The sequence below is a fragment of the Microbacterium oleivorans genome, from assembly GCF_023715745.1.
Lineage (GTDB): Bacteria > Actinomycetota > Actinomycetes > Actinomycetales > Microbacteriaceae > Microbacterium > Microbacterium oleivorans_D.
Map to the genome: position 1 here is coordinate 748,830 of NZ_JAMBOV010000001.1, position 17,780 is coordinate 766,609.

Genomic DNA, 17,780 nt, shown 5'->3' on the forward strand with positions numbered 1-17,780 from the left:
GCACGTCACGCGCCGCCCGTCACGTAGACCTTGCGCAGTGTCTCGGTGACCGTCCAGATCGTCTCGGTGCCGGCGCTGAGACGGCCGACGGTGCCGGGGCGGAGCGTCAGCTCGCCGCCTGCCCACCGCACCGTCGCGCGACCCGAGAGGACGACGAACACCTCGTCGTCCTCGACGTCGGTCGACGTGCCGGGGGTGTGCTCCCACACGCCGACCACGGCGGTCAGCTCGATGAAGCCCGCCTCGGGTGCGCCGTCGACGATCTGGTCCGCGGGCACGGGTGTGAGCGGGATGACGAGGGATGCGGCATCCTGCTCCGTCTGCGGCTCGAGGACGCTCACGAGTCGAACCCGAGACCGAGCGCGTCCAGGGTCCGCAGGAGGGCGTTGCGCCGACCGCGGCGGTGGTCGGCGCGGTCGAGCGACCACCGGGTCGCTTCGATCCCGATCGCGGCCACCGGCTCGGGCGGGAACGGGAGGGGGCGCTTGCGCACCATCTCGAGTGCCGTGCGTTCGGTATCCCGGCCGTCGAGCAGGTCGAGCATCACCTCGGCGGCGAATCGAGTCGACCCCACACCCAGGCCGGTGAACCCGGCGGCGTACGCGACCCGTCCGCGTCGGGCGGTGCCGAAGAACGCCGTGAACTGGGTCGAGGTGTCGATCGCGCCGGCCCAGCGGTGCGAGAAGCGCAGCCCCTCGAGCTGCGGGAACGTCGTGAAGAAGTGACTCGCGAGCCGGCGCCACGACTCCGGACGATCCTCGTAGCGCGGGTCGACCCGCCGGCCGTAGTGGTAGACGGCGTCGTAGCCGCCGAAGAGGATCCGCCCGTCCCGGGTCGGCCGGTAGTAGTGGAACTGGTTCGCCATGTCGCCGATGCCTTGGCGGTTCCGCCATCCGATCGCGTCCCACTGAGCCTCGCTGAGCGGCTCCGTCATCAGGACGTAGTCGTAGACCGGCACGGTCATGAGGCGGTTGCGGCGCAGCAGCGAGGGGAACACGTTCGTCGCAAGGGCGGCGTGCGCGGCATCCACCCGGCCGTCGTCGGTGACGACCGAGACGCCTCCCGCGGGCGGGGTCTCAACAGACCGGACGTGGGTCCGCTCGGCGATCACGACCCCGCGCTCCTCGCAGGCGCGGGCGAGCTCGGCCGCCATCAGGCCGGGGTGCACGAGCGCCGTCGTGTCCTTCTCCCAGACGGCGCCGAGATACGTCGGCGAGTCGACCTCGCGTCGGGCGGCCGCCTCGTCCAGCAGTGTCACGTGCGGGTCGTCGGCGGCCCACTCCTCGAGCCAGGCGACTTGGTGCTCCTCGACGGCGGGGGCGAGTTGCCCCGTCCGCTCGAACTGGATGTCGATGCCGTAGTCGCCTTCGGCAGCCGCGATCGCGTCGAGGTTCTCGCGGCCGAGTCGGTCGAGCATCGGCATCTCATCGGGCCAGCGCGCCTGTCCGTTCTCGGGGCCATGGGTGAGACTCGCCTCGCAGAACCCGCCGTTGCGCCCCGACGCCGCCCACCCGACGCGGTTCGCCTCCAGAACGAGCACGCGCAGGCCAGGATCCCGGGTGACGGCGAGCAACGCCGTCCACAGGCCGGTGTACCCCGCACCGACCACCACGAGGTCGGCGCGGTGCGTGCCGTGCAGCGGCGGCCGGTCGGGGCGCAGGGCGCGGGGCACGTCCTCCGTCCAGAACACCGCATGACGGCTGCCGTCGAGGCCGTGGTCGATGACGGATGCCGCCGGTGGCTGCCGCTCGAAGACCGTCGTATGGGCGCTCACGCGTCCTCCGACGCGTAGACCCGGGACCCGTCGACGAAGGTCTGCAGCACGCGCGTGGCCCCGATCCGGTCGGCGGGGCCGGCGAACGGATCACGGTCGAGGACGGCGAGGTCGGCGGCTTTGCCGACCTCGATCGTCCCGGTCGTCTCGTCGAGGTGGTTCACCCAGGCCGACCCCGCCGTGTAGGCCGTGAGCGAGGTGGCGAGGTCGATGGCCTGCTCGGGCAGGAACGCCTCGTACTCGCCCTCCTCGTGTCCTGGTGCGGCCTTGCGGTTCACCGCCGTGTGGATGGCCGCGAGCGGGTCGGGTGTCGACACGGACCAGTCGCTGCCCGCCGCGAGGACCGCCCCGGCGCGGAGGAGGTCGCCGAAGGGATACTGCCAGGCGATCCGCGGCTCGCCGAGGAAAGGCAGCGTGAGGTCGATCATCTGCGGCTCGTAGGTCGCCCAGAGCGACTGCATGTTGGCGGCGACGCCGAGCTCCCGGAATCGTGCGACGTCGTCGGGGTGGATCACCTGCAGGTGCGCGATGTGGTGCCTGCCGTCGGTGCGACCGTTGCGGGCGATCGCGTGCTCGACGGCGTCGAGGCACTGACGCACGGCACGGTCGCCGATCGCGTGGAAGTGCACTTGGAAGCCGAGCGCGTCCAGCTGCGGGACTGCCTCGTCGAGGATCTCGGGGTCGACGAACGAGATCCCCGAGTTGTCGGTGGGATGGCCGTGACCGTCGTGGTACGGCGCGAGCATCGAGGCGGTGAAGTTCTCGGCGACGCCGTCCTGCATGATCTTGATGCTCGTCGCCTGGAAGCGGCCGTGGCTGAAGCGGTCCCGGCGGTCGACGAGCGAGGGGATCTGCTCGAGCCCCGCCGTCCGGTCCCACCAGAGCGCGCCCACCACCTTGCCCGTGAGCGAACCGTCGCGGGCAGCTTCCCGGTACGTCTCGCCCTGGTCGACGAGGTCGCTGTAGGTGCCGACGATCGCGTCCTGCCACGCCGTGATCCCGAACGAGTGCAGATACCGCTGGCCGGCGAACAGCGCCTCGCGCAGGAAGGCGGGCGAGGGGTCGTCGATCAGCCGGTTCACGAGCGACATCGCCCCCTCGTGGAGCGTGCCGGTCGGGTGGCCGTCGGCATCCCGCTCGATCCGTCCGTCGTCCGGGTCGGGGGTGTCTCGGTCGATGCCGGCGAGGCGGAGCGCGGCGGAGTTCACCCAGGCGCCGTGCCCGTCGCGGTTCGGGAGGAAGGCGGGGCGGTCCGGCAGCACCCGGTCGAGCACCGCCGCGGTGGGTGTCCCGCCCGGGAAGGCCGACATCGCCCACCCTCCGCCGAGGATCCACTCCTCGTCGGGATGGGAGGCCGCGTACTCCGCGATCGTCGCGAGGTAGTCCGCCTCGGTCGTGCCCTCGCCGAGGTCGCAGCGGAGCAGCTCCAGTCCGCCCGACACGGGGTGCACGTGGGCGTCCTGGAAGCCCGGCACGAGCAGGCGACCGGCGAGATCGACCACCTCGGTGCGCGCTCCGATGAGGTCGGTCAGGTCGTGTCCGACGGCGACGATGCGCCCGCCGGACACGGCGACGGCGGACGCGCGTGATCGGACGGTGTCGGCGGTGAACACGGGACCGCCCGTGAAGACGAGGTCAGCGGATGCCACGGTCATCCTCCTCCCATGGTGCGGGCGATGTCGGTGGCCGAGTCGCCCGCCCGACGCAGGACGATCGCGACGACGGCGAGGGCGACGAGGGTCAGCAGCAGCATGACGGTCGACACCGCCGCGATCTCGGGGCGCAGCCCCGACCGCACGGCGCTGAGGACGTAGACCGGCCAGGGCGTCGATCCCGACACCTGCACGAAGGCGGCGATGACCGTGTTGTCGAGGCCGAGGGTGAACGAGAGCAGGAAGCCGGCGAAGACCGCGGGTGCGGCCAACGGCAGGGTCACGCGACGGAAGGTCGTCAGCGGCGAGGCGTAGAGGTCGCTCGAGGCCTCCTCGAGGTTCGCCTCCTGCCCTACCAGACGGGCGCGGACGAGGTACGAGACGACGGCGGTCGAGAAGAGCGAGGCGCCGATCGACAGGCGCACGATGCCGTCGTTGAAGACGGCCATACCGGCATCCTGCCCGAGCATGACGAACCAGGGGAGCAGGGCGACGGCGTCGACGATCTCGGGTGTGACCGAGACGAACAGCAGCAGCCCCAGGAACCACCACACCCATCTGCCGGGGTGGCGCGCCATCGCGATGCCCGCGAGTGTTCCGAGGACCGTCGCGATCGCGGCGGAGAAGGCCGCCGTCACGATCGACACCCGCACGGCGTTCTGCACCGCGGGCTTCTCGAGGATCGTCGCGAAGGCATCGAGTCCGAATCCGTCCCAGGACACGAGCAGCCGTCCGGTGTTGAACGAGTAGACGACGATCACGATGATCGGGGCGAACAGGAAGAGCACGACGAGGATGCCCCACACGTTGAGGGTGAGATCGCTCCAGGAGCGGTGGGCCCGGCGGTCGCTGCCGGGCAGCGTGCCCTCGCTGCGGCGCAGGATCGCCTCGGTCTTGGTGGTCACGCTCATGCCGGGATCTCCAGACGGTTCCGCAGCCGCATCGGCAGCAGGACGAGCCACACGAGGGCGGCGGCGACGCCGATGCTCAGCGCGATGACGAGCATGAGGACGACGGCCATCGCCGAGCCGAGCGCCCAGTTCTGGGCGGTCTGGAACTGACTCGCGACGAGCTGGCCGACCATGTTCCCCTGGGCGCCGCCGAGGACGGTGGCGGTGATGTAGTCGCCCATGAGCGGGATGTACACGAGCAGGACGCCCGCCACGATGCCGGGTCGCGAGAGCGGCAGCGTCACCCGGGCGAACGTGGCGAGCTTGCCGGCGCCGAGGTCCTTCGATGCCTCTCGCACCAGCGGGCCGACACGGTCGAAGGCCACGAACAGCGGCAGGATCATGAGCGGCAGGTAGTTGTAGACGACGCCCAGCAGGACCGCGCCCCGTGTGTAGAGCAGGTCGAGCGGCCCGTCCAGCAGGCCGAGTTGCTGCAAGGTGGACGACAGCCATCCCTCCGGCGCGATGATGACCTGCCACCCGATGGTGCGGACGAGGAAGTTCGTCCAGAACGGGATGAGGATGAGGGCCAGCAGGATGCCGCGGCGCTGCGGTCGCACCTTGAACGCCATCCAGTACGCCACGGGTGCGCCGATGAGGAAGCACAGTACGGTGCCGAGCACGCCGACCCAGAGGGTGTTCTGGAAGGTCGTGAAGAAGGTCGGCGACAGGGCCTCGACATAGCGGTCGAACGAGAGCACGTCGTTCGCGTGCGTCCCGAAGATCCCCGGCTTGTAACCGAAGCTGAACCACACGACCAGCAGCACCGGGGCGACGAAGAAGGCCACCAGCCACGCCCAGGCGGGCAGGGCGAGCAGGCCGCCGAGCGAGCGTCTACGCACCCGCAGCGGCCTTCATCTCGTTCCAGATCTCGACACGCGTCGTCTGCGAGTCGTTGAGCTGCTGCTCGTGCATCGTCGCGAGCTGGGACTCGGTGAAGAAGATGAGGTCGGTCAGCTCCATGCCGGCGCCCTCCGCCTCGGACTGCATGTCCTTGCCGCCGACGTTGTAGCCGATGTAGTCGAGCGACAGCATGAGCGATTCGGGTGTGAGCGAGTAGTTGATGAACGCGTGCGCGGCTTCGGGGTGCGGGGCACCCGCTGCGATCGCCCAGTTGTCCATCCACAGCTCGGTGACGGGGCCGGGGAGGACCCACTGCCAGCGGTCGGGCTCGCTGGATTCGAGCAGGCCGAGTCGAGCATCGCCGTTCCACGCCTGCATCAGCGCCTGCGTGCCCTGCGGGATCGCGTTCGTTCCGGGGTAGGAGTCGAACGCAGAGATGTGGGGCGCGATCTCGTTCACGAGGAACGCCCGGCACGCCTCGAGCTGGTCGGCGTCCTGGGTGTTCCAGTCCAGGTCGTTCGCCCAGAAGTAGGCACCGATGATGCCCGCAGGGTCATCCGACATGCTGGTGCGGCCGCTGGCCTCGTTCTGCGCGGCGTCGAAGAAGTCCGACCAGGTGGTCAGTTCGCGGGTGATGACGGTCTTGTCGTAGACGAAGCCGGTCGTGCCCCACGCCTTGCAGACCGAGTACTCGTTCTCGGGGTCCCAGGCGCGGCCGAGCGAGGACGGGTCGAGGTTCGACAGGTTCGGCAGGAGGTCCTTGTTCAGCTTCGTGAGCAGCCCGTTCTCGATCATCTGCGGGATGAAGACACCGGTGGGGACCACGATGTCGTAACCGCTGGTGCCCTTCGCCGCGACGAGCTTCGCGATGAGCTCCTCGTTCGAGCTGTACGAGTCGAGCGAGACCTTCGGGCCGAGCGACGACGTGAAGCCGGAGACGACGTCGGGGGAGTCGTAGTCGCCCCACGTGTACACCGAGAGCGCGTCTTCCAGAGCGCCACCGCTCGCCTGCGCCTGCGGTCCGGTGCTCGAGCCGCCGCCGGGCGCGCACGCGGCCAGGAGGGCAGCCGCTCCGCCGAGCGCCGCGAGGCTGAGGACCTGACGACGTGAGATCTCGCGACGGATGAAGGGGATCGCATCGGCGTGGGCGAGGACGCGGATCGGGTTCGGCTCGGTCATCGGGTGCCTCCGGGTCGGTGGTGGTGCGGTGCAGGGGTCATTCGGTGGGAGGGGCGACGTAACCCGCCTCGAGGGCGGCGTCATCCGAGGGGAACAGCAGCACGTCCTGCGGCCGCCAGCGGCAGACCACGGCGTCGCCGAGAGCGAGCCGCGGAGCCTGCGGCGTCGGGCGGCGGACGATCAGGCTCTGATCGTCGCCGAGCCGGACGAGGTACTGCATGGTCTCGCCGAGGTGCGAGACGCCGAGGAGCTCCCCGCGCACCTCGTTCGGCTGCGCCGCGGCATCCGTGTCGCCCTCGATCGTGACGTTCTCGGGGCGTACCGCGGCGCTGCCGGTGCCGGACGGGAGCGCGCCGGCGGACGACCGGACGCGCACGTGGGCCGTGTCGATGCCCGCGCCGCCGTCGGTCACCGTGCCGCGGAAGAAGTTCTGCTGCCCGACGAACGCGGCGACGTAGGCCGTCGCCGGCCGCGAATAGACCGTGTCGGCGTCGGCGAGCTGTTCGATCCGCCCGTCGCGCATGATCGCGATGCGATCGCTCATCGACAGGGCTTCACCCTGGTCGTGCGTGACGAAGACGAAGGTGATGCCCAGGCGTGACTGCAGCAGCTTGAGCTCCAGCTGCATCTCCTCGCGCAGCTGCCGGTCGAGGGCGCCGAGCGGTTCGTCCAGGAGAAGGACGGACGGCCGGTTGACGAGCGCTCGGGCGAGGGCGATGCGCTGCTGCTGACCGCCGGAGAGCTGGGTGGGACGTCGAGCGGCGAAGCGGCGCATCTGCACCATGTCGAGGGCGGCCGTCACACGCTCCTGCACCTCGGACTTCGGGGTCCGCCGCTGCGTCAGCCCGTAGGCGACGTTCTCGGCGACGGACATGTGGGGGAAGAGCGCGTAGGCCTGGAAGACCGTGTTGACGTCGCGCCTGTTGGGCGGCGTGCCGCGCACATCGGCCCCGGAGATGGAGATGAGCCCGGCATCCGGGTGTTCGAAACCGGCGATCATGCGCAGGGTGGTCGTCTTGCCGCAGCCCGACGGGCCGAGCAGCGAGATGAACTCGCCGGGCTCGATGGTGAGCGAGAGCCGATCGACGGCCGTCTGATCGCCGTAGCGCTTGGTGACATCGGTCAGCACGACGGAGCCTTCTCGGACGCTCGTCCGGGTCGCGTCCTGCAGGGAGGCTTCGGGTGCCATCGTCACGGGTTCTCCGCTCCTGCGCCGGGTGGGGCGCATTTCGCGTCATTCAATACGTCCGGATCGACCCCGTGCAATCGTCTCCGGAGGGAATCGGACGGATCCGGACGGTCGAGCACGCGGGCTGACAGATTGTCCGGGAGTCGTTCACCCGTCGGTAACAGACTCTTCTCGCAGCGGTCGATCCGCTGTCTCGGCATCCGGTCCCCGCGCTCCGCAGTGACCCGTCCCGGATGGTCCTCGACGGTCTCGGAAAGCGACCATCTGCGACGGCTCCTCGCGATCGCGCGGTCGGCCGCCCGCGACGGATCATCACGTCGCATAAGGAGTTTTCAGGTTTCCACGACAGCCCCGGAAACACGCGGCTCTCACGAGCGCTCGCGATGGCGCCGACGCCGATCCGGTCGTTCTGCGCCAATCCGATCCACGGTGGCCCCCGGATGACCGATCGTGCGAAAGCCGCACTGAAGGAAGGAAAACAGACACATGCGTACCAACCTGAAGCGGACCCTCGTCCTCGGTTCCACCGGACTCGCCGCGGTCGCCCTGACCGCCGGATTCGCTCTGCCCGCCAACGCGGCCGAGAGCGAGGACACCACCACCACGACGGCGACGGAGGCTTTCACCGACGTCCTCAACATCAACGACCTGCTGGGCGGATCGATCGGCGGCGGCGACCTCGTGTCCGTCGGCGACATCTCGACGGGCGACATCGGCTCCGGCAATGACGCACCCGTCGGCTCCGGCAACAGCGTCGACGCACCGCTCGGCTCGGGCAATGAGACGTCGATCGATGCTCCGATCGGTTCGGGCAACGAGGTCGGCAGCGGCAACGAGGTGGGTTCGGGCAACGACACGGATGTCTCGCCGAACACCGACATCTCGCCCGAGACCGACACGGACGTCTCGCCTGACGTGAGCGGTGAGGTGGGCGACGTCACGAACGATGTCACCACCGAGACCGGCGACATCACGAGCGACATCACCAACACGACCGGTGACCTCGTCGACGGCATCACGGGCGACGTCGACAGCACCGTCGGCGACGTGTCGTCCGACGTGAACGACCTCGTCGACGGCATCCTGGGCGACTGACCGCCCGCGGGCAGGGCGCACCGCCCCGCACCCGCGTCAACGGGGCCCCGAGCTTTCCGGCTCGGGGCCCCGTTGCGTCGCGAGGCCCGTCGAGCCGACGCGAACTGCCGCCGTCGCAAGCGGATGCCGACACATCGCGTCGGCTCGGCGCAGCGCGGCGCGCGGTCGTAGGGTCGAGCCATGGCACGCGCGCGACTGATCGCTCCCCAGGAACTCGACCGACTGATCCGGGATGCCGCGCCACTGACGGTTCTCGACGTCCGGTGGCGCCTCGACCGGCCCGACGGCCGGGCCGACCACGAAGCCGGTCACGTGCCCGGCGCGGTGTACGTGAGCCTCGACGACGAGCTCGCCGCCCACGGCGCGCCGGAGGACGGCCGGCATCCGCTGCCGGAGGTCGCCGACCTGCAGGCGGCAGCGCGACGGTGGGGCGTCGACACCGGCGACACCGTCGTCGTCTACGACGACTGGCAGACCTTCGGTGCCGCCCGCGCCTGGTGGGTGTTGACGGATGCCGGTGTGTCCGACGTCCGGGTCCTCGACGGCGGGCTGCAGGCCTGGCGCGACGCCGGGCTGGCGCTCGAATCCGGCGCCGTGCACGCTGCCCGCGGTGACGTCGCGCTGACACCGGGACACCTTCCGCGTCTCGACATCGACGAGGCCGCGGCGCTCCCGGGATCCGGGATCCTCTTCGACGTGCGCGCGCCCGAGCGGTACCGCGGAGACGTCGAGCCGATGGATCCGCGCGCCGGTCACATCCCCGGTGCGGTCAACGCTCCGACGGGTGGGAACGTCGACGAGCGCGGCCGCTTCCGATCGCCCGACGAACTGCGCGAGCGTTACGAGGCGCTCGGCGTCACGGCCGGCACGGCGGTCGGCGTGAGCTGCGGCTCGGGGGTCTCGGCCGCCCAGGCCGCGTTCGCGCTGAGCCTCGCCGGCATCGACGCGGCGCTCTACGGCGGGTCGTGGAGCCAGTGGTCGAACCACCCGGAGCGGCCCGTCGCCACGGGCGACCGCCCGTAGTCCTCAGCGCAGGACGGCCCGTGCCGCGCGCTCTCCCGAGACGAGCGCGCCGGCGATCGACGGGGTCTCCCGGTGGTCCCCGGCGACGACCACTCGCTCCGACAGACGTGCGGGCGAGGGGTGGCGCATCGGTGGGTGCAGCGCGGGCAGCGCGTGCGGGATGTCGTCCCGCCGCAGCAGCTCCCAGCCGCGCGCCTCGCCGCCCCACATCCGCTCCAGCTGCCGGCGCACGTCCTGCTCGTCGGCATCGCTGCCCAGCAGGCAGCTCGCGGAGACGAGGTGGCGCCCCGGCGGGGCGTAGGCCGGTGCCGTGCGCGATATCACCACGCTGTTGACGATCGGCCCCGACCGGTCGCCGTCGACGGTCAGCAGAGCGGATGCCGGTGCCCCGCCATCCGTGCCGAACCACCACGTCTGCAGCCCGCGCATCGGCGGCGTGGGAAGGTCGGTGAGCCTCGAGACCGCCTCGCCGCCCACGGCGACGACCACGTCGCGTGCCGCGATCGTCTCCGCGTCGCTGACCGCCACCTCGACGCGGTCGTCCCTCTCGTCCACGCCGGTGACGGCATGCGAGAGGCGGACCTGCGCACCGGCCTCCCGAGCGAGTTCGGCGAGACGCCGGGGAAGCGCCGCGACGCCCGCTGCGGGCACGCCCGGCCGCCCCAGTGCGAACAGGCGCGCGAGCAGCGTCGCGTAGTTCGCGGACGTCGCGCCACCGTCATCGGCGAGCACACCCGTCAGGAACGGCTCGAGCACCGAGCGACGCAGCGGCCCAGTCAAGCCGGTGCGCTCCCACGCCTCATGCAACGTCTCGTCGGATCCGGCCGCGGCCGACGAGGGATCCATGAGCGCGGGCCGCAGCCACCGGGCGGCGGCCGCGAGGTCGCGCATCGGGGCGAGTCCCGACAGCGCGCCCGCGACGGTCGCGGGCAGCAGCTCGGGGTGACGCAGCGGGTGCGCGAGGACGTGGGACCTGCCGCCGCGCACGACCCGCACGCCGACCGGGAATGCCCGCAGGTCGAGGTCGCCCGGGTCGATCGCCCGGGCGAGCGCGTCGTAGCGCGGGTTGACGACCTGGAACCCCCGATCGAGCAGGAATCCGTCGACGCGGTCGGTGCGTTGCCGGCCGCCGACCTCATCGGCTGCGTCCAGGAGGACGACGTCGCGTCCTTCCCGCGCGAGCAGCGTCGCGCAGCGCAGCCCGGCGAGGCCCGCGCCGATGACGACGACATCGTGGAGAGCGGCCATGGCGACAGCCTCGCACAGCCACACCTCCCCGCATCCGTAGTTGAATTCAGGGATGCGAGCTGCGTATATGTACGGCCCCGGCGACGTCCGCGTGATCGACGTCCCCGAGCCTCGGATCGAACAGCCCACCGACGCCGTCCTCCGCACGGTCGTCGCCTGCGTGTGCGGCAGCGACCTGCATCCGTACCACTCGATGACCTCGAGCGAGAGCGGGCGGTCGATGGGTCACGAGATGATCGGGGTCGTGGAGGAGGTCGGCGCCGAGGTCCGCACCGTGTCGCCCGGCGACGTCGTCATCGTGCCGTTCGTCTTCTCGTGCGGCGAATGCGAGTTCTGCCGGGCAGGACTGCAGACCTCCTGCCGCTTCGCCGGCATCTCCGTCCCGACCGGCGCGGGCGGCGCGCAGGCCGAGCGCCGGCGCGCTCCGTTCGCCGACGGCACGCTCTACCGCGTCGACGTCGCCGAGGGCGACGAGCGGATGCCGGGTCTGCTGACGCTGAGCGATGTGTACGGCACGGGTTGGCATGCCGCCGTGACCGGCGGTGTCGCACCCGGGGCGGACGTCGTCGTCATCGGCGACGGCGCGGTCGGCCTGCTCGCCGTCCTCTCAGCGCGGCAGCTCGGTGCCGAGCGGATCATCCTCATGGGCCGGCACGAGGCGCGCACGGATCTGGGCCGCCGGTACGGCGCGACCGAGGTCGTCGCCGAGCGCGGCGAGGAGGGCGTCGCGAACGTCCGCGAACTCACCGATGGTCTCGGTGCGCACGTCGTCATCGACGCGGTCGGCCACCTGCCGGCGTACGAGCAGGCGCTCGGCGCCGTGCGCGCCGGTGGCACCGTCACCCGCGTCGGTGTACCGCAGTACGCCGACGCTCCGCTACAGCGGCGGCAGTTCGAACGCAACATCACCGTCACCGGCGGGGTCGCTCCGGTGCGGGCGTACATCGACGACCTCCTGCCGGGCGTCCTCGACGGTACAGTCGACCCCGGGGCCGTCTTCGATCGCGAACTGAGCCTCGGCGAAGCCGCCGACGGCTACCGCCTGATGGATGACCGCGCCGCCCTGAAAGTGATGCTCCGCCCGTGACCTCCGCTCCGCCGCTCTCCGGCACCCAGCACACCCTGCGCCTCGGCTCCTACGAGGCCGTGATCGCCTCGACCGGCGCATCGTTGCGCGTCCTGCGCCACGACGACCGCGACCTCATCGTCGCGTTCGACGCCGACGAGGTGCGCCCCGACTACCGCGGCACCACTCTTGCCCCGTGGCCGAACCGCATCGTGGACGGCACGTACACGTTCGACGGGCAGGAGCTCGTGACGGCCCTGACCGAACCCGAACGCTCGCAGGCGCTGCACGGCCTGCTGTCGTGGACGGACTTCGAGAAGGTCGCCGGCAGCGACAGCACCGTCACCCTCGGCGCCACCGTCGTCCCCCAGTCGGGGTACCCCTGGCGCATCCGCATCGAGACGACGTACGCGCTCGGGGTGGACGGTCTCACGCAGACGGTCCGTGCGCGGAACCTCAGCGACCGTCCCGCACCGTTCGGCACCGGCCCCCATCCGTACCTGACGGCGGGCCCGGCGCCGCTCGACGAATGGACGCTCGCACTGCCCGCGGCATCCGTCCTCGAGGTCACCCCCGACCGGCTCAGCCCCGTGGCGCTCCACCCCGTCGCCGAGCATGATCCCGATCGATTCGACCGACGCGCGCCGCGGCCTCTTGGCGACGTGCAGCTGGACCACGCCTTCACCGACCTCGAGACGGATGCCGACGGCACCGCCGTCCTGCGTCTGACCGATCCCTCGGGAGTCGGCGTCGAGGTCACGTGGGGAGCCGAGTGCCCGTGGGTGCAGGTCTACACGGGCGACAAGCCCGACGGGCCGGCGAACCCCGCGCACCGCAACGGCGTCGCGGTCGAGCCGATGACCTGCGCGCCCGATGCGTTCAACGCGTCGGCGTACGACTACGACGCGGGGCTGCTGGTTCTCGAACCCGGCGCCGAGTTCTCGGCGTCGTGGCGTATCGCCGCGATCTGAGCACCCGCCGGCATCCCTAGGATGGCGACATGACGTCGACGTCCTCTTCCCTGCCCCGGTCCACTCCGTCCGCGCAGGGGGTGGACGCCGCCGGTGTCGAGCGACTGCTCGACGCGGTCGCGCAGACCGAGGCCGAGATGCACAGCATCATGGTGCTCCGCCACGGCGCCGTCATCGCCGAGGGCTGGTGGGAGCCGTTCGCGCCGGACCTGAAGCACCTCGTCTACTCGTTGTCGAAGACGTTCACCTCCGCTGCTGCCGGTCTCGCGGTCGCCGAGGGGCGGTTCGGACTCGACGACGTCATGATCGACCACTTCCCCGAGCTCGTGCCGGAGGACGTCGACGAGAAGTACCGTCGCTACCTCGTGCGCCACGCGCTCACGATGTCGAGCGGGCATGAGCACGAGGCGCTCGACCGCGCTGCGGCCGCCGCAGGAGAGGTCGGCGGCGACGTCCTCGGCGGCTTCTTCCGTGTTCCGCCGGAGCGTGAGCCGGGCACCGTGTTCGCGTACAACCAGCCGACCATCTACGGCGTCGGACGCCTCGTCGCGAAGACCACCGGCGGCACGATCCTCGATTATCTGCGACCGCGTCTGCTCGAGCCGCTCGGCATCCACGAAGCGCAGTGGATGATGCTCGGCGACGTCGAGATGGGTTTCAGCGGCATCCACGTCTTCACCGAGTCGCTCGCCAAGACGGGGCAGCTCGTCCTCGACGGCGGGCGCTGGAGGGGCGAGCAGGTCCTCGACCCCGAGTGGGTCGCGACGGCCACCTCGCCGCAGGTCGCGAACGACACGGCACACCGCGGTCCCGGCGCCCCCGAGCCCATCGACTGGCAGCAGGGCTACGGCTTCCAGTACTGGATGAACCGGCACGGTTTCCGCGGCGACGGGGCGTACGGGCAGTTCATCATCGTATGGCCGGAGGAGGACGCGGTCATCGTGACCACCGGCGAGACGATCGACATGCAGGAGCTGCTGGGCCTCATCACGGAGCACCTGCACCCCGCCATGACCGGCGCGGGCACGGCGGAGGCCGACGCGTCGCTCGGTGCGCGGCTGACCGCGCTGGCGCTGCCGTTGCCGGACGACAGCGGTGCGGGATTCTCAGGCACGTTCGACGCCGACGTGAGCACCCCGATCGTCGGTCCGTTCTCGTTCGGCGAGGCCGTGCCCGGCGTTCAGCGCGTGGAGGTGGCGGAGACGGACGAAGGCTGGACCATCCGGTTCGTCGGGGACGGGCTGGAGGTGTCGCTCCCCGTCGGTCGCGGCGCCTGGGCGGCGGGGGAGTGGCCTGCGCCGGCCGCCGGCCTCGACGCGGTTCCGTTCCGTGCGGCTGCGGGCGTCGGCGCCGACGGAACGTGGCACGCGCAGCTGCGCATGATCCAGACGCCGCACCTTCTGCGAGTCGACATCGCGCCGGGCGGTGCCGCATCGATCGCGTGGCGGTTCCCGCCGCTGCGCGGCGACGGGCCTGCCGGTCACGCCCTGCCGTCGCTCGGCTGAGCGGCATCCCCCTCGGTAGACTGGTCGCGAGGGGTGAGCGTGACGGACAAGGAACGGGTCAGGACCCGGGATGTCGTCGCCGAGGGGCTCTACATCGCGTCCGCGGCGACGCGTTTGGCGTTGAAAAATCGCATCCTCGTCGACATCCTCGTCGACGGCGACGACTTCGATCCGGAGCGGTTCGTCGCCGACGCCCGCGACATCCTCGTCTCGCTCGCTGAAGAGGCCGAAGCGGATGCCGCCCGCACCGATCGCGAGCGCAAGGCGGCGCGCACCCGCTACTCCGACTCGAGCGGCACGCACGACTACCGCAGTCGCGACGTCCGCAACCTCCGTCGTCGCCGCAAGCAGTCGCTGCACGTCGCGAAGGAGCTGAGGGCGCGGGCGGAGGACCAGGAAGAGCTCCGTAAATTGATCACCGACGCGCGGGACGCGGCCTGGGCAGAGGTGTCGAAGAACATCGACCGGTCGCTGCGCATCACGGCGGCACGCCCCGACCTCGACGCCGATTACGACCGGATGAGGGTGGCTCGCATGCAGGCGCTGCGCCTGGTCGATCTGCCCAAGCTCCGCGCCCACCGCCGCAGCGTCGCCAAGCAGCAGGCGCTGCGCGACGACGGCGCCGAACCGGAACCGATCCTCGAGTCCGGTCCCGCCGGCGTCGATCCGGGCGAGCTCGAGTAGGCCCCGATTTCGGATGCGGGCCGCCGTGACGTATGCTGTTCCTCGGCCCGGAAACAGGCCATGCGCCCGTAGCTCAATGGATAGAGCATCTGACTACGGATCAGAAGGTTAGGGGTTCGAGTCCCTTCGGGCGCACACTGTGTTGAGACAGTCCAGGAAAGGCCCCGCTTCGGCGGGGCCTTTCGTGTTTCGGTCGACTGAATAAGTTGTGCACAATTCAGTTGCGTGCAACCATGATCACATGAGAGCGATCGAGCAGATGGTGTGCTTCGGGGTGTACTCGGCCAGCCACGCGTTCACGCAGGCGTATCGACGCGTGCTCGCACCGTGGAAGCTGACGTACCCGCAGTACCTCGTCATCGTCGCTCTCGGCGACCAGGATCCCCGGTCGGTCAAGGAGCTGGGTGAAGAGCTCTTCCTCGACTCGGGCACGCTGTCGCCGCTCATCCGCCGCCTCGAGGCGCGCGGCATCGTCTCCCGCACGCGCAATCCGCACGACGAACGCGTCGTCGAGGTCGCGCTGACGGACGACGGCCGCACGCTTCGCTCGGAGCTGTCCGTCGTTGGTGCGGAGATCGCGCGCTGCACCGGACTGACCGAGGAGAAGGCGCGGATGCTGCTCGACGTGGTCCACGACCTGAACCGCGTCATGCGCACCACCGACGAGGCGATCGCCTCCTGACGAAAGGACCCCCATGGAAGCCATCTACACCGCAGAGGCCCTCGCGACCGGAGGCGGCCGCAACGGCCACGTCCGCACCGTGGACGGGATCCTCGACACCGACGTCCGCGTGCCGAAGGAGATGGGCGGATCCGGCGGAGCCCCCAACCCCGAGCTCCTCTTCGCGGCCGGTTACGCCGCGTGCTTCCACGGCGCGCTGCAGGCCGTCGCGCGCAGCCAGAAGGTGACGCTCGAGGACACGAGCGTCGGCTCGCGCGTCCACATCGGCTCCAACGGCGAGGGCGGGTTCCAGCTCGCCGTCGAGCTCGAGGTCGTCATCCCGAACCTGCCGCACGACGAGGCGCAGGCGCTCGCGGATGCCGCGCACCAGGTGTGCCCCTACTCGAACGCCACCCGCGGCAACATCGAGGTCACCGTCACGGTCGTCGAGGACTGACCTCCGCCGGACTCAGGCGACAGGGCTCACGCGCAGCCAGCGGAAACCGCAGGCGGGCAGCGTGAGCCCTTCGTCGATTCCGACCTCGATCCCTTCGATCAGGTCGAGCGCCGTCGCGGCGAAGCCCGACAGGGTGACGGCGGGCACGTGCGCCGGCTCGGTGGCGGTGTTCGCCAGCACCAGCACGACGGCGTGGTGGCCCGGTCGCTGATATCCCGCGACGGACGGCACCGGCACATCGAAGGCGATCAGCCGGGAGCCGTCGAGCTCCGGCGTCGTGTGACGCACGGCGATGAGTTTCGTGATGTCGCGATGGATGCGGCCGGCCGAGGTGGCGGCATCCGTCATCTGCGCGTAGCGATCCCGCGGCTTCTGTCCCCGGTGCGCCCACCGCGGGTCGTCCCGTCGCTCCGGATCGTCGCGGAACGTCGGGTCGTTGAGTTGGCCGACCTCGTCGCCGAGCCACAGCATCGGCAGGCCCGGCACGCTGAAGAGGATCGCGTGTGCGAGAGCAACGCGCGCTTCGCCGAGCGGGTCACCCGCTTCGACACCGGCCAGCGAGGCGGTCGTCCCGGCGACGCCGCCGTCCGTCTCGATGCCCCGGGCGAAGGAGCGGCCGTCGGTGTAGCGCGCGGTGAGCTCGGCGGCATCCGTCGCCCATCTCATCGCGTCGGCGTCGCGGACGGCGACGACGTCGCCCCTGCCGTCGCGCTGCTCCACCGCCCGCCGCAGCGGGGCGGCGTCTCCGGTGGCGAACGCCTGCCAGAGGGCAGACGATTCCGGGGCGGCGGCCAGCACCTCGACGCCGGGCGCGCCGATCGCCAGGACCGGGGCGGCGATCTCCGCGATCTCGCGGTCGGCGACGAGGAAGACCTCGACACCGCGGCCGGCGAGGAAGAGCAGATCATCGACGAAGGTGCTCACGGAGCCATCGGGAGCGACGTCGACGGCGAGGGAGATTCCCGACAGGCGCAGGTCTGCGGCGAGGTCCGTCAGCCTGTCGATGGAGCCGAGCCCGGGGTCGCCGCGACGCAGGTCCACCGTGCCGTCCTCGCGGCGCGCGAACGGCGACTGGACGTGGAGCACGGTGACGCCGAAATCGCGCAGCCGGGGGATCTCTTCGCGCAGCCCGGCGAGGTTGCCGGCGTAGCGGTCGGCGTAGCACGCCGCGCCGAGCGCGAAGCGCGACCGCGCGCTCGCCGCGTGCGCTGCGCGCTGCTCGCCGTGGACCTTCAGGTCGAGGGAGCGACTGTTGGCGGCGATGACCGCCGCCGTCGCGAGGTCGGTGAGCAGCGTCGATGCCGCCTCGGACCGGCGCGCGAGGGCGGCCTGGAGATCGGGAACATGCCGGCGGATGCGGTCAGCTGCGGCATCGTCGACGCGCGTGCGGTGCGCGACGGCGGCCAGCGTGGCCGCGAGTTCGTCCTCGACGTCCCCCAGGGTGCTCATGCGGTGGACCTCCCGCCCCCAGCGTAGAGGGCGC

17 protein-coding genes and 1 tRNA gene are annotated in these 17,780 nt (G+C 71.0%); 9 read left to right on the forward strand and 9 right to left on the reverse strand.

Translation table 11 applies throughout. From position 1 onward, the window contains the following. Positions 1–5 precede the first annotated feature (5 nt). The 7 genes from M3190_RS03495 to M3190_RS03525 are packed head-to-tail and all read right to left on the reverse strand — an operon-like array spanning position 6 to position 7,587. Complete coding sequence (locus M3190_RS03495) at positions 6–341, reverse strand: cupin domain-containing protein (RefSeq protein WP_251578348.1); 336 nt, start codon at positions 339–341, stop codon at positions 6–8. Continuing rightward, on the reverse strand, positions 338–1,774 hold the full coding sequence (locus M3190_RS03500) for an NAD(P)/FAD-dependent oxidoreductase (RefSeq protein ID WP_251578350.1): 1,437 nt from the start codon (positions 1,772–1,774) through the stop codon (positions 338–340). The genes M3190_RS03495 and M3190_RS03500 overlap by 4 nt, the downstream gene beginning before the upstream one ends. After that, the gene (locus M3190_RS03505) at positions 1,771–3,423 is read right to left on the reverse strand and encodes an amidohydrolase (RefSeq protein ID WP_439957999.1); all 1,653 of its coding nucleotides are present in this window, start codon (positions 3,421–3,423) and stop codon (positions 1,771–1,773) included. Before M3190_RS03505 ends, M3190_RS03500 begins: the two co-directional genes overlap by 4 nt. Positions 3,424–3,425: 2 nt before the next feature. Beyond that, a complete protein-coding gene (locus M3190_RS03510; protein WP_251578354.1) occupies positions 3,426–4,337 on the reverse strand; it encodes an ABC transporter permease in 912 nt (303 codons plus the stop codon). Next, on the reverse strand, positions 4,334–5,218 hold the full coding sequence (locus M3190_RS03515) for an ABC transporter permease (protein WP_251578356.1): 885 nt from the start codon (positions 5,216–5,218) through the stop codon (positions 4,334–4,336). Before M3190_RS03515 ends, M3190_RS03510 begins: the two co-directional genes overlap by 4 nt. Further along, positions 5,211–6,398 (reverse strand): polyamine ABC transporter substrate-binding protein, encoded by a 1,188-nt coding sequence (locus M3190_RS03520; RefSeq protein ID WP_251578358.1) that lies wholly within the window; start codon positions 6,396–6,398, stop codon positions 5,211–5,213. Before M3190_RS03520 ends, M3190_RS03515 begins: the two co-directional genes overlap by 8 nt. A gap of 37 nt (positions 6,399–6,435) precedes the next feature. Next, positions 6,436–7,587 carry an ABC transporter ATP-binding protein gene (locus M3190_RS03525; protein ID WP_251578360.1) on the reverse strand — a complete coding sequence of 384 codons (1,152 nt, stop codon included), beginning with the start codon at positions 7,585–7,587 and terminating at the stop codon, positions 6,436–6,438. 486 nt (positions 7,588–8,073) lie between these two features. On the opposite strand from M3190_RS03525, the gene M3190_RS03530 reads away from it, so the two are divergent. Together M3190_RS03530 and M3190_RS03535 are read left to right on the forward strand one after the other, a co-directional pair. After that, positions 8,074–8,682: a hypothetical protein gene (locus M3190_RS03530; protein WP_251578362.1), complete on the forward strand. Its 609-nt coding sequence runs from the start codon at positions 8,074–8,076 to the stop codon at positions 8,680–8,682. Positions 8,683–8,862: 180 nt separating this feature from the next. Beyond that, positions 8,863–9,705 carry a sulfurtransferase gene (locus M3190_RS03535; protein ID WP_251578364.1) on the forward strand — a complete coding sequence of 281 codons (843 nt, stop codon included), beginning with the start codon at positions 8,863–8,865 and terminating at the stop codon, positions 9,703–9,705. 3 nt (positions 9,706–9,708) lie between these two features. Here M3190_RS03535 and M3190_RS03540 read toward each other — a convergent pair whose 3' ends face one another. Beyond that, entirely contained in the window at positions 9,709–10,953 is a 1,245-nt protein-coding gene (locus M3190_RS03540; protein WP_251578366.1) for an NAD(P)/FAD-dependent oxidoreductase, read from the reverse strand. Positions 10,954–11,005: 52 nt separating this feature from the next. On the opposite strand from M3190_RS03540, the gene M3190_RS03545 reads away from it, so the two are divergent. The 7 genes from M3190_RS03545 to M3190_RS03575 all read left to right on the forward strand — a co-directional run bounded on the left by M3190_RS03545 (position 11,006) and on the right by M3190_RS03575 (position 16,297). Further along, positions 11,006–12,040, forward strand: a complete 1,035-nt coding sequence (locus M3190_RS03545; protein ID WP_251578368.1) for a zinc-binding dehydrogenase — start codon at positions 11,006–11,008, stop codon at positions 12,038–12,040. Then, positions 12,037–12,990 (forward strand): aldose 1-epimerase family protein, encoded by a 954-nt coding sequence (locus tag M3190_RS03550; RefSeq protein ID WP_251578370.1) that lies wholly within the window; start codon positions 12,037–12,039, stop codon positions 12,988–12,990. Before M3190_RS03545 ends, M3190_RS03550 begins: the two co-directional genes overlap by 4 nt. A gap of 29 nt (positions 12,991–13,019) precedes the next feature. Beyond that, positions 13,020–14,495 carry a serine hydrolase domain-containing protein gene (locus tag M3190_RS03555; protein ID WP_251578372.1) on the forward strand — a complete coding sequence of 492 codons (1,476 nt, stop codon included), beginning with the start codon at positions 13,020–13,022 and terminating at the stop codon, positions 14,493–14,495. 39 nt (positions 14,496–14,534) lie between these two features. Then, a complete protein-coding gene (locus tag M3190_RS03560) occupies positions 14,535–15,179 on the forward strand; it encodes an asparagine synthase (protein ID WP_251578374.1) in 645 nt (214 codons plus the stop codon). Positions 15,180–15,241: 62 nt separating this feature from the next. Further along, positions 15,242–15,314 (forward strand) — tRNA-Arg (locus M3190_RS03565). A gap of 106 nt (positions 15,315–15,420) precedes the next feature. Further along, on the forward strand, positions 15,421–15,861 hold the full coding sequence (locus M3190_RS03570) for a MarR family winged helix-turn-helix transcriptional regulator (protein WP_251578376.1): 441 nt from the start codon (positions 15,421–15,423) through the stop codon (positions 15,859–15,861). A 13-nt stretch (positions 15,862–15,874) separates the two neighbouring features. Continuing rightward, positions 15,875–16,297, forward strand: coding sequence for an organic hydroperoxide resistance protein (locus tag M3190_RS03575; protein ID WP_251578378.1), 423 nt, complete (start codon positions 15,875–15,877; stop codon positions 16,295–16,297). A gap of 12 nt (positions 16,298–16,309) precedes the next feature. Here M3190_RS03575 and M3190_RS03580 read toward each other — a convergent pair whose 3' ends face one another. After that, positions 16,310–17,746, reverse strand: coding sequence for a hypothetical protein (locus tag M3190_RS03580; protein WP_251578381.1), 1,437 nt, complete (start codon positions 17,744–17,746; stop codon positions 16,310–16,312). Positions 17,747–17,780 lie beyond the last annotated feature (34 nt).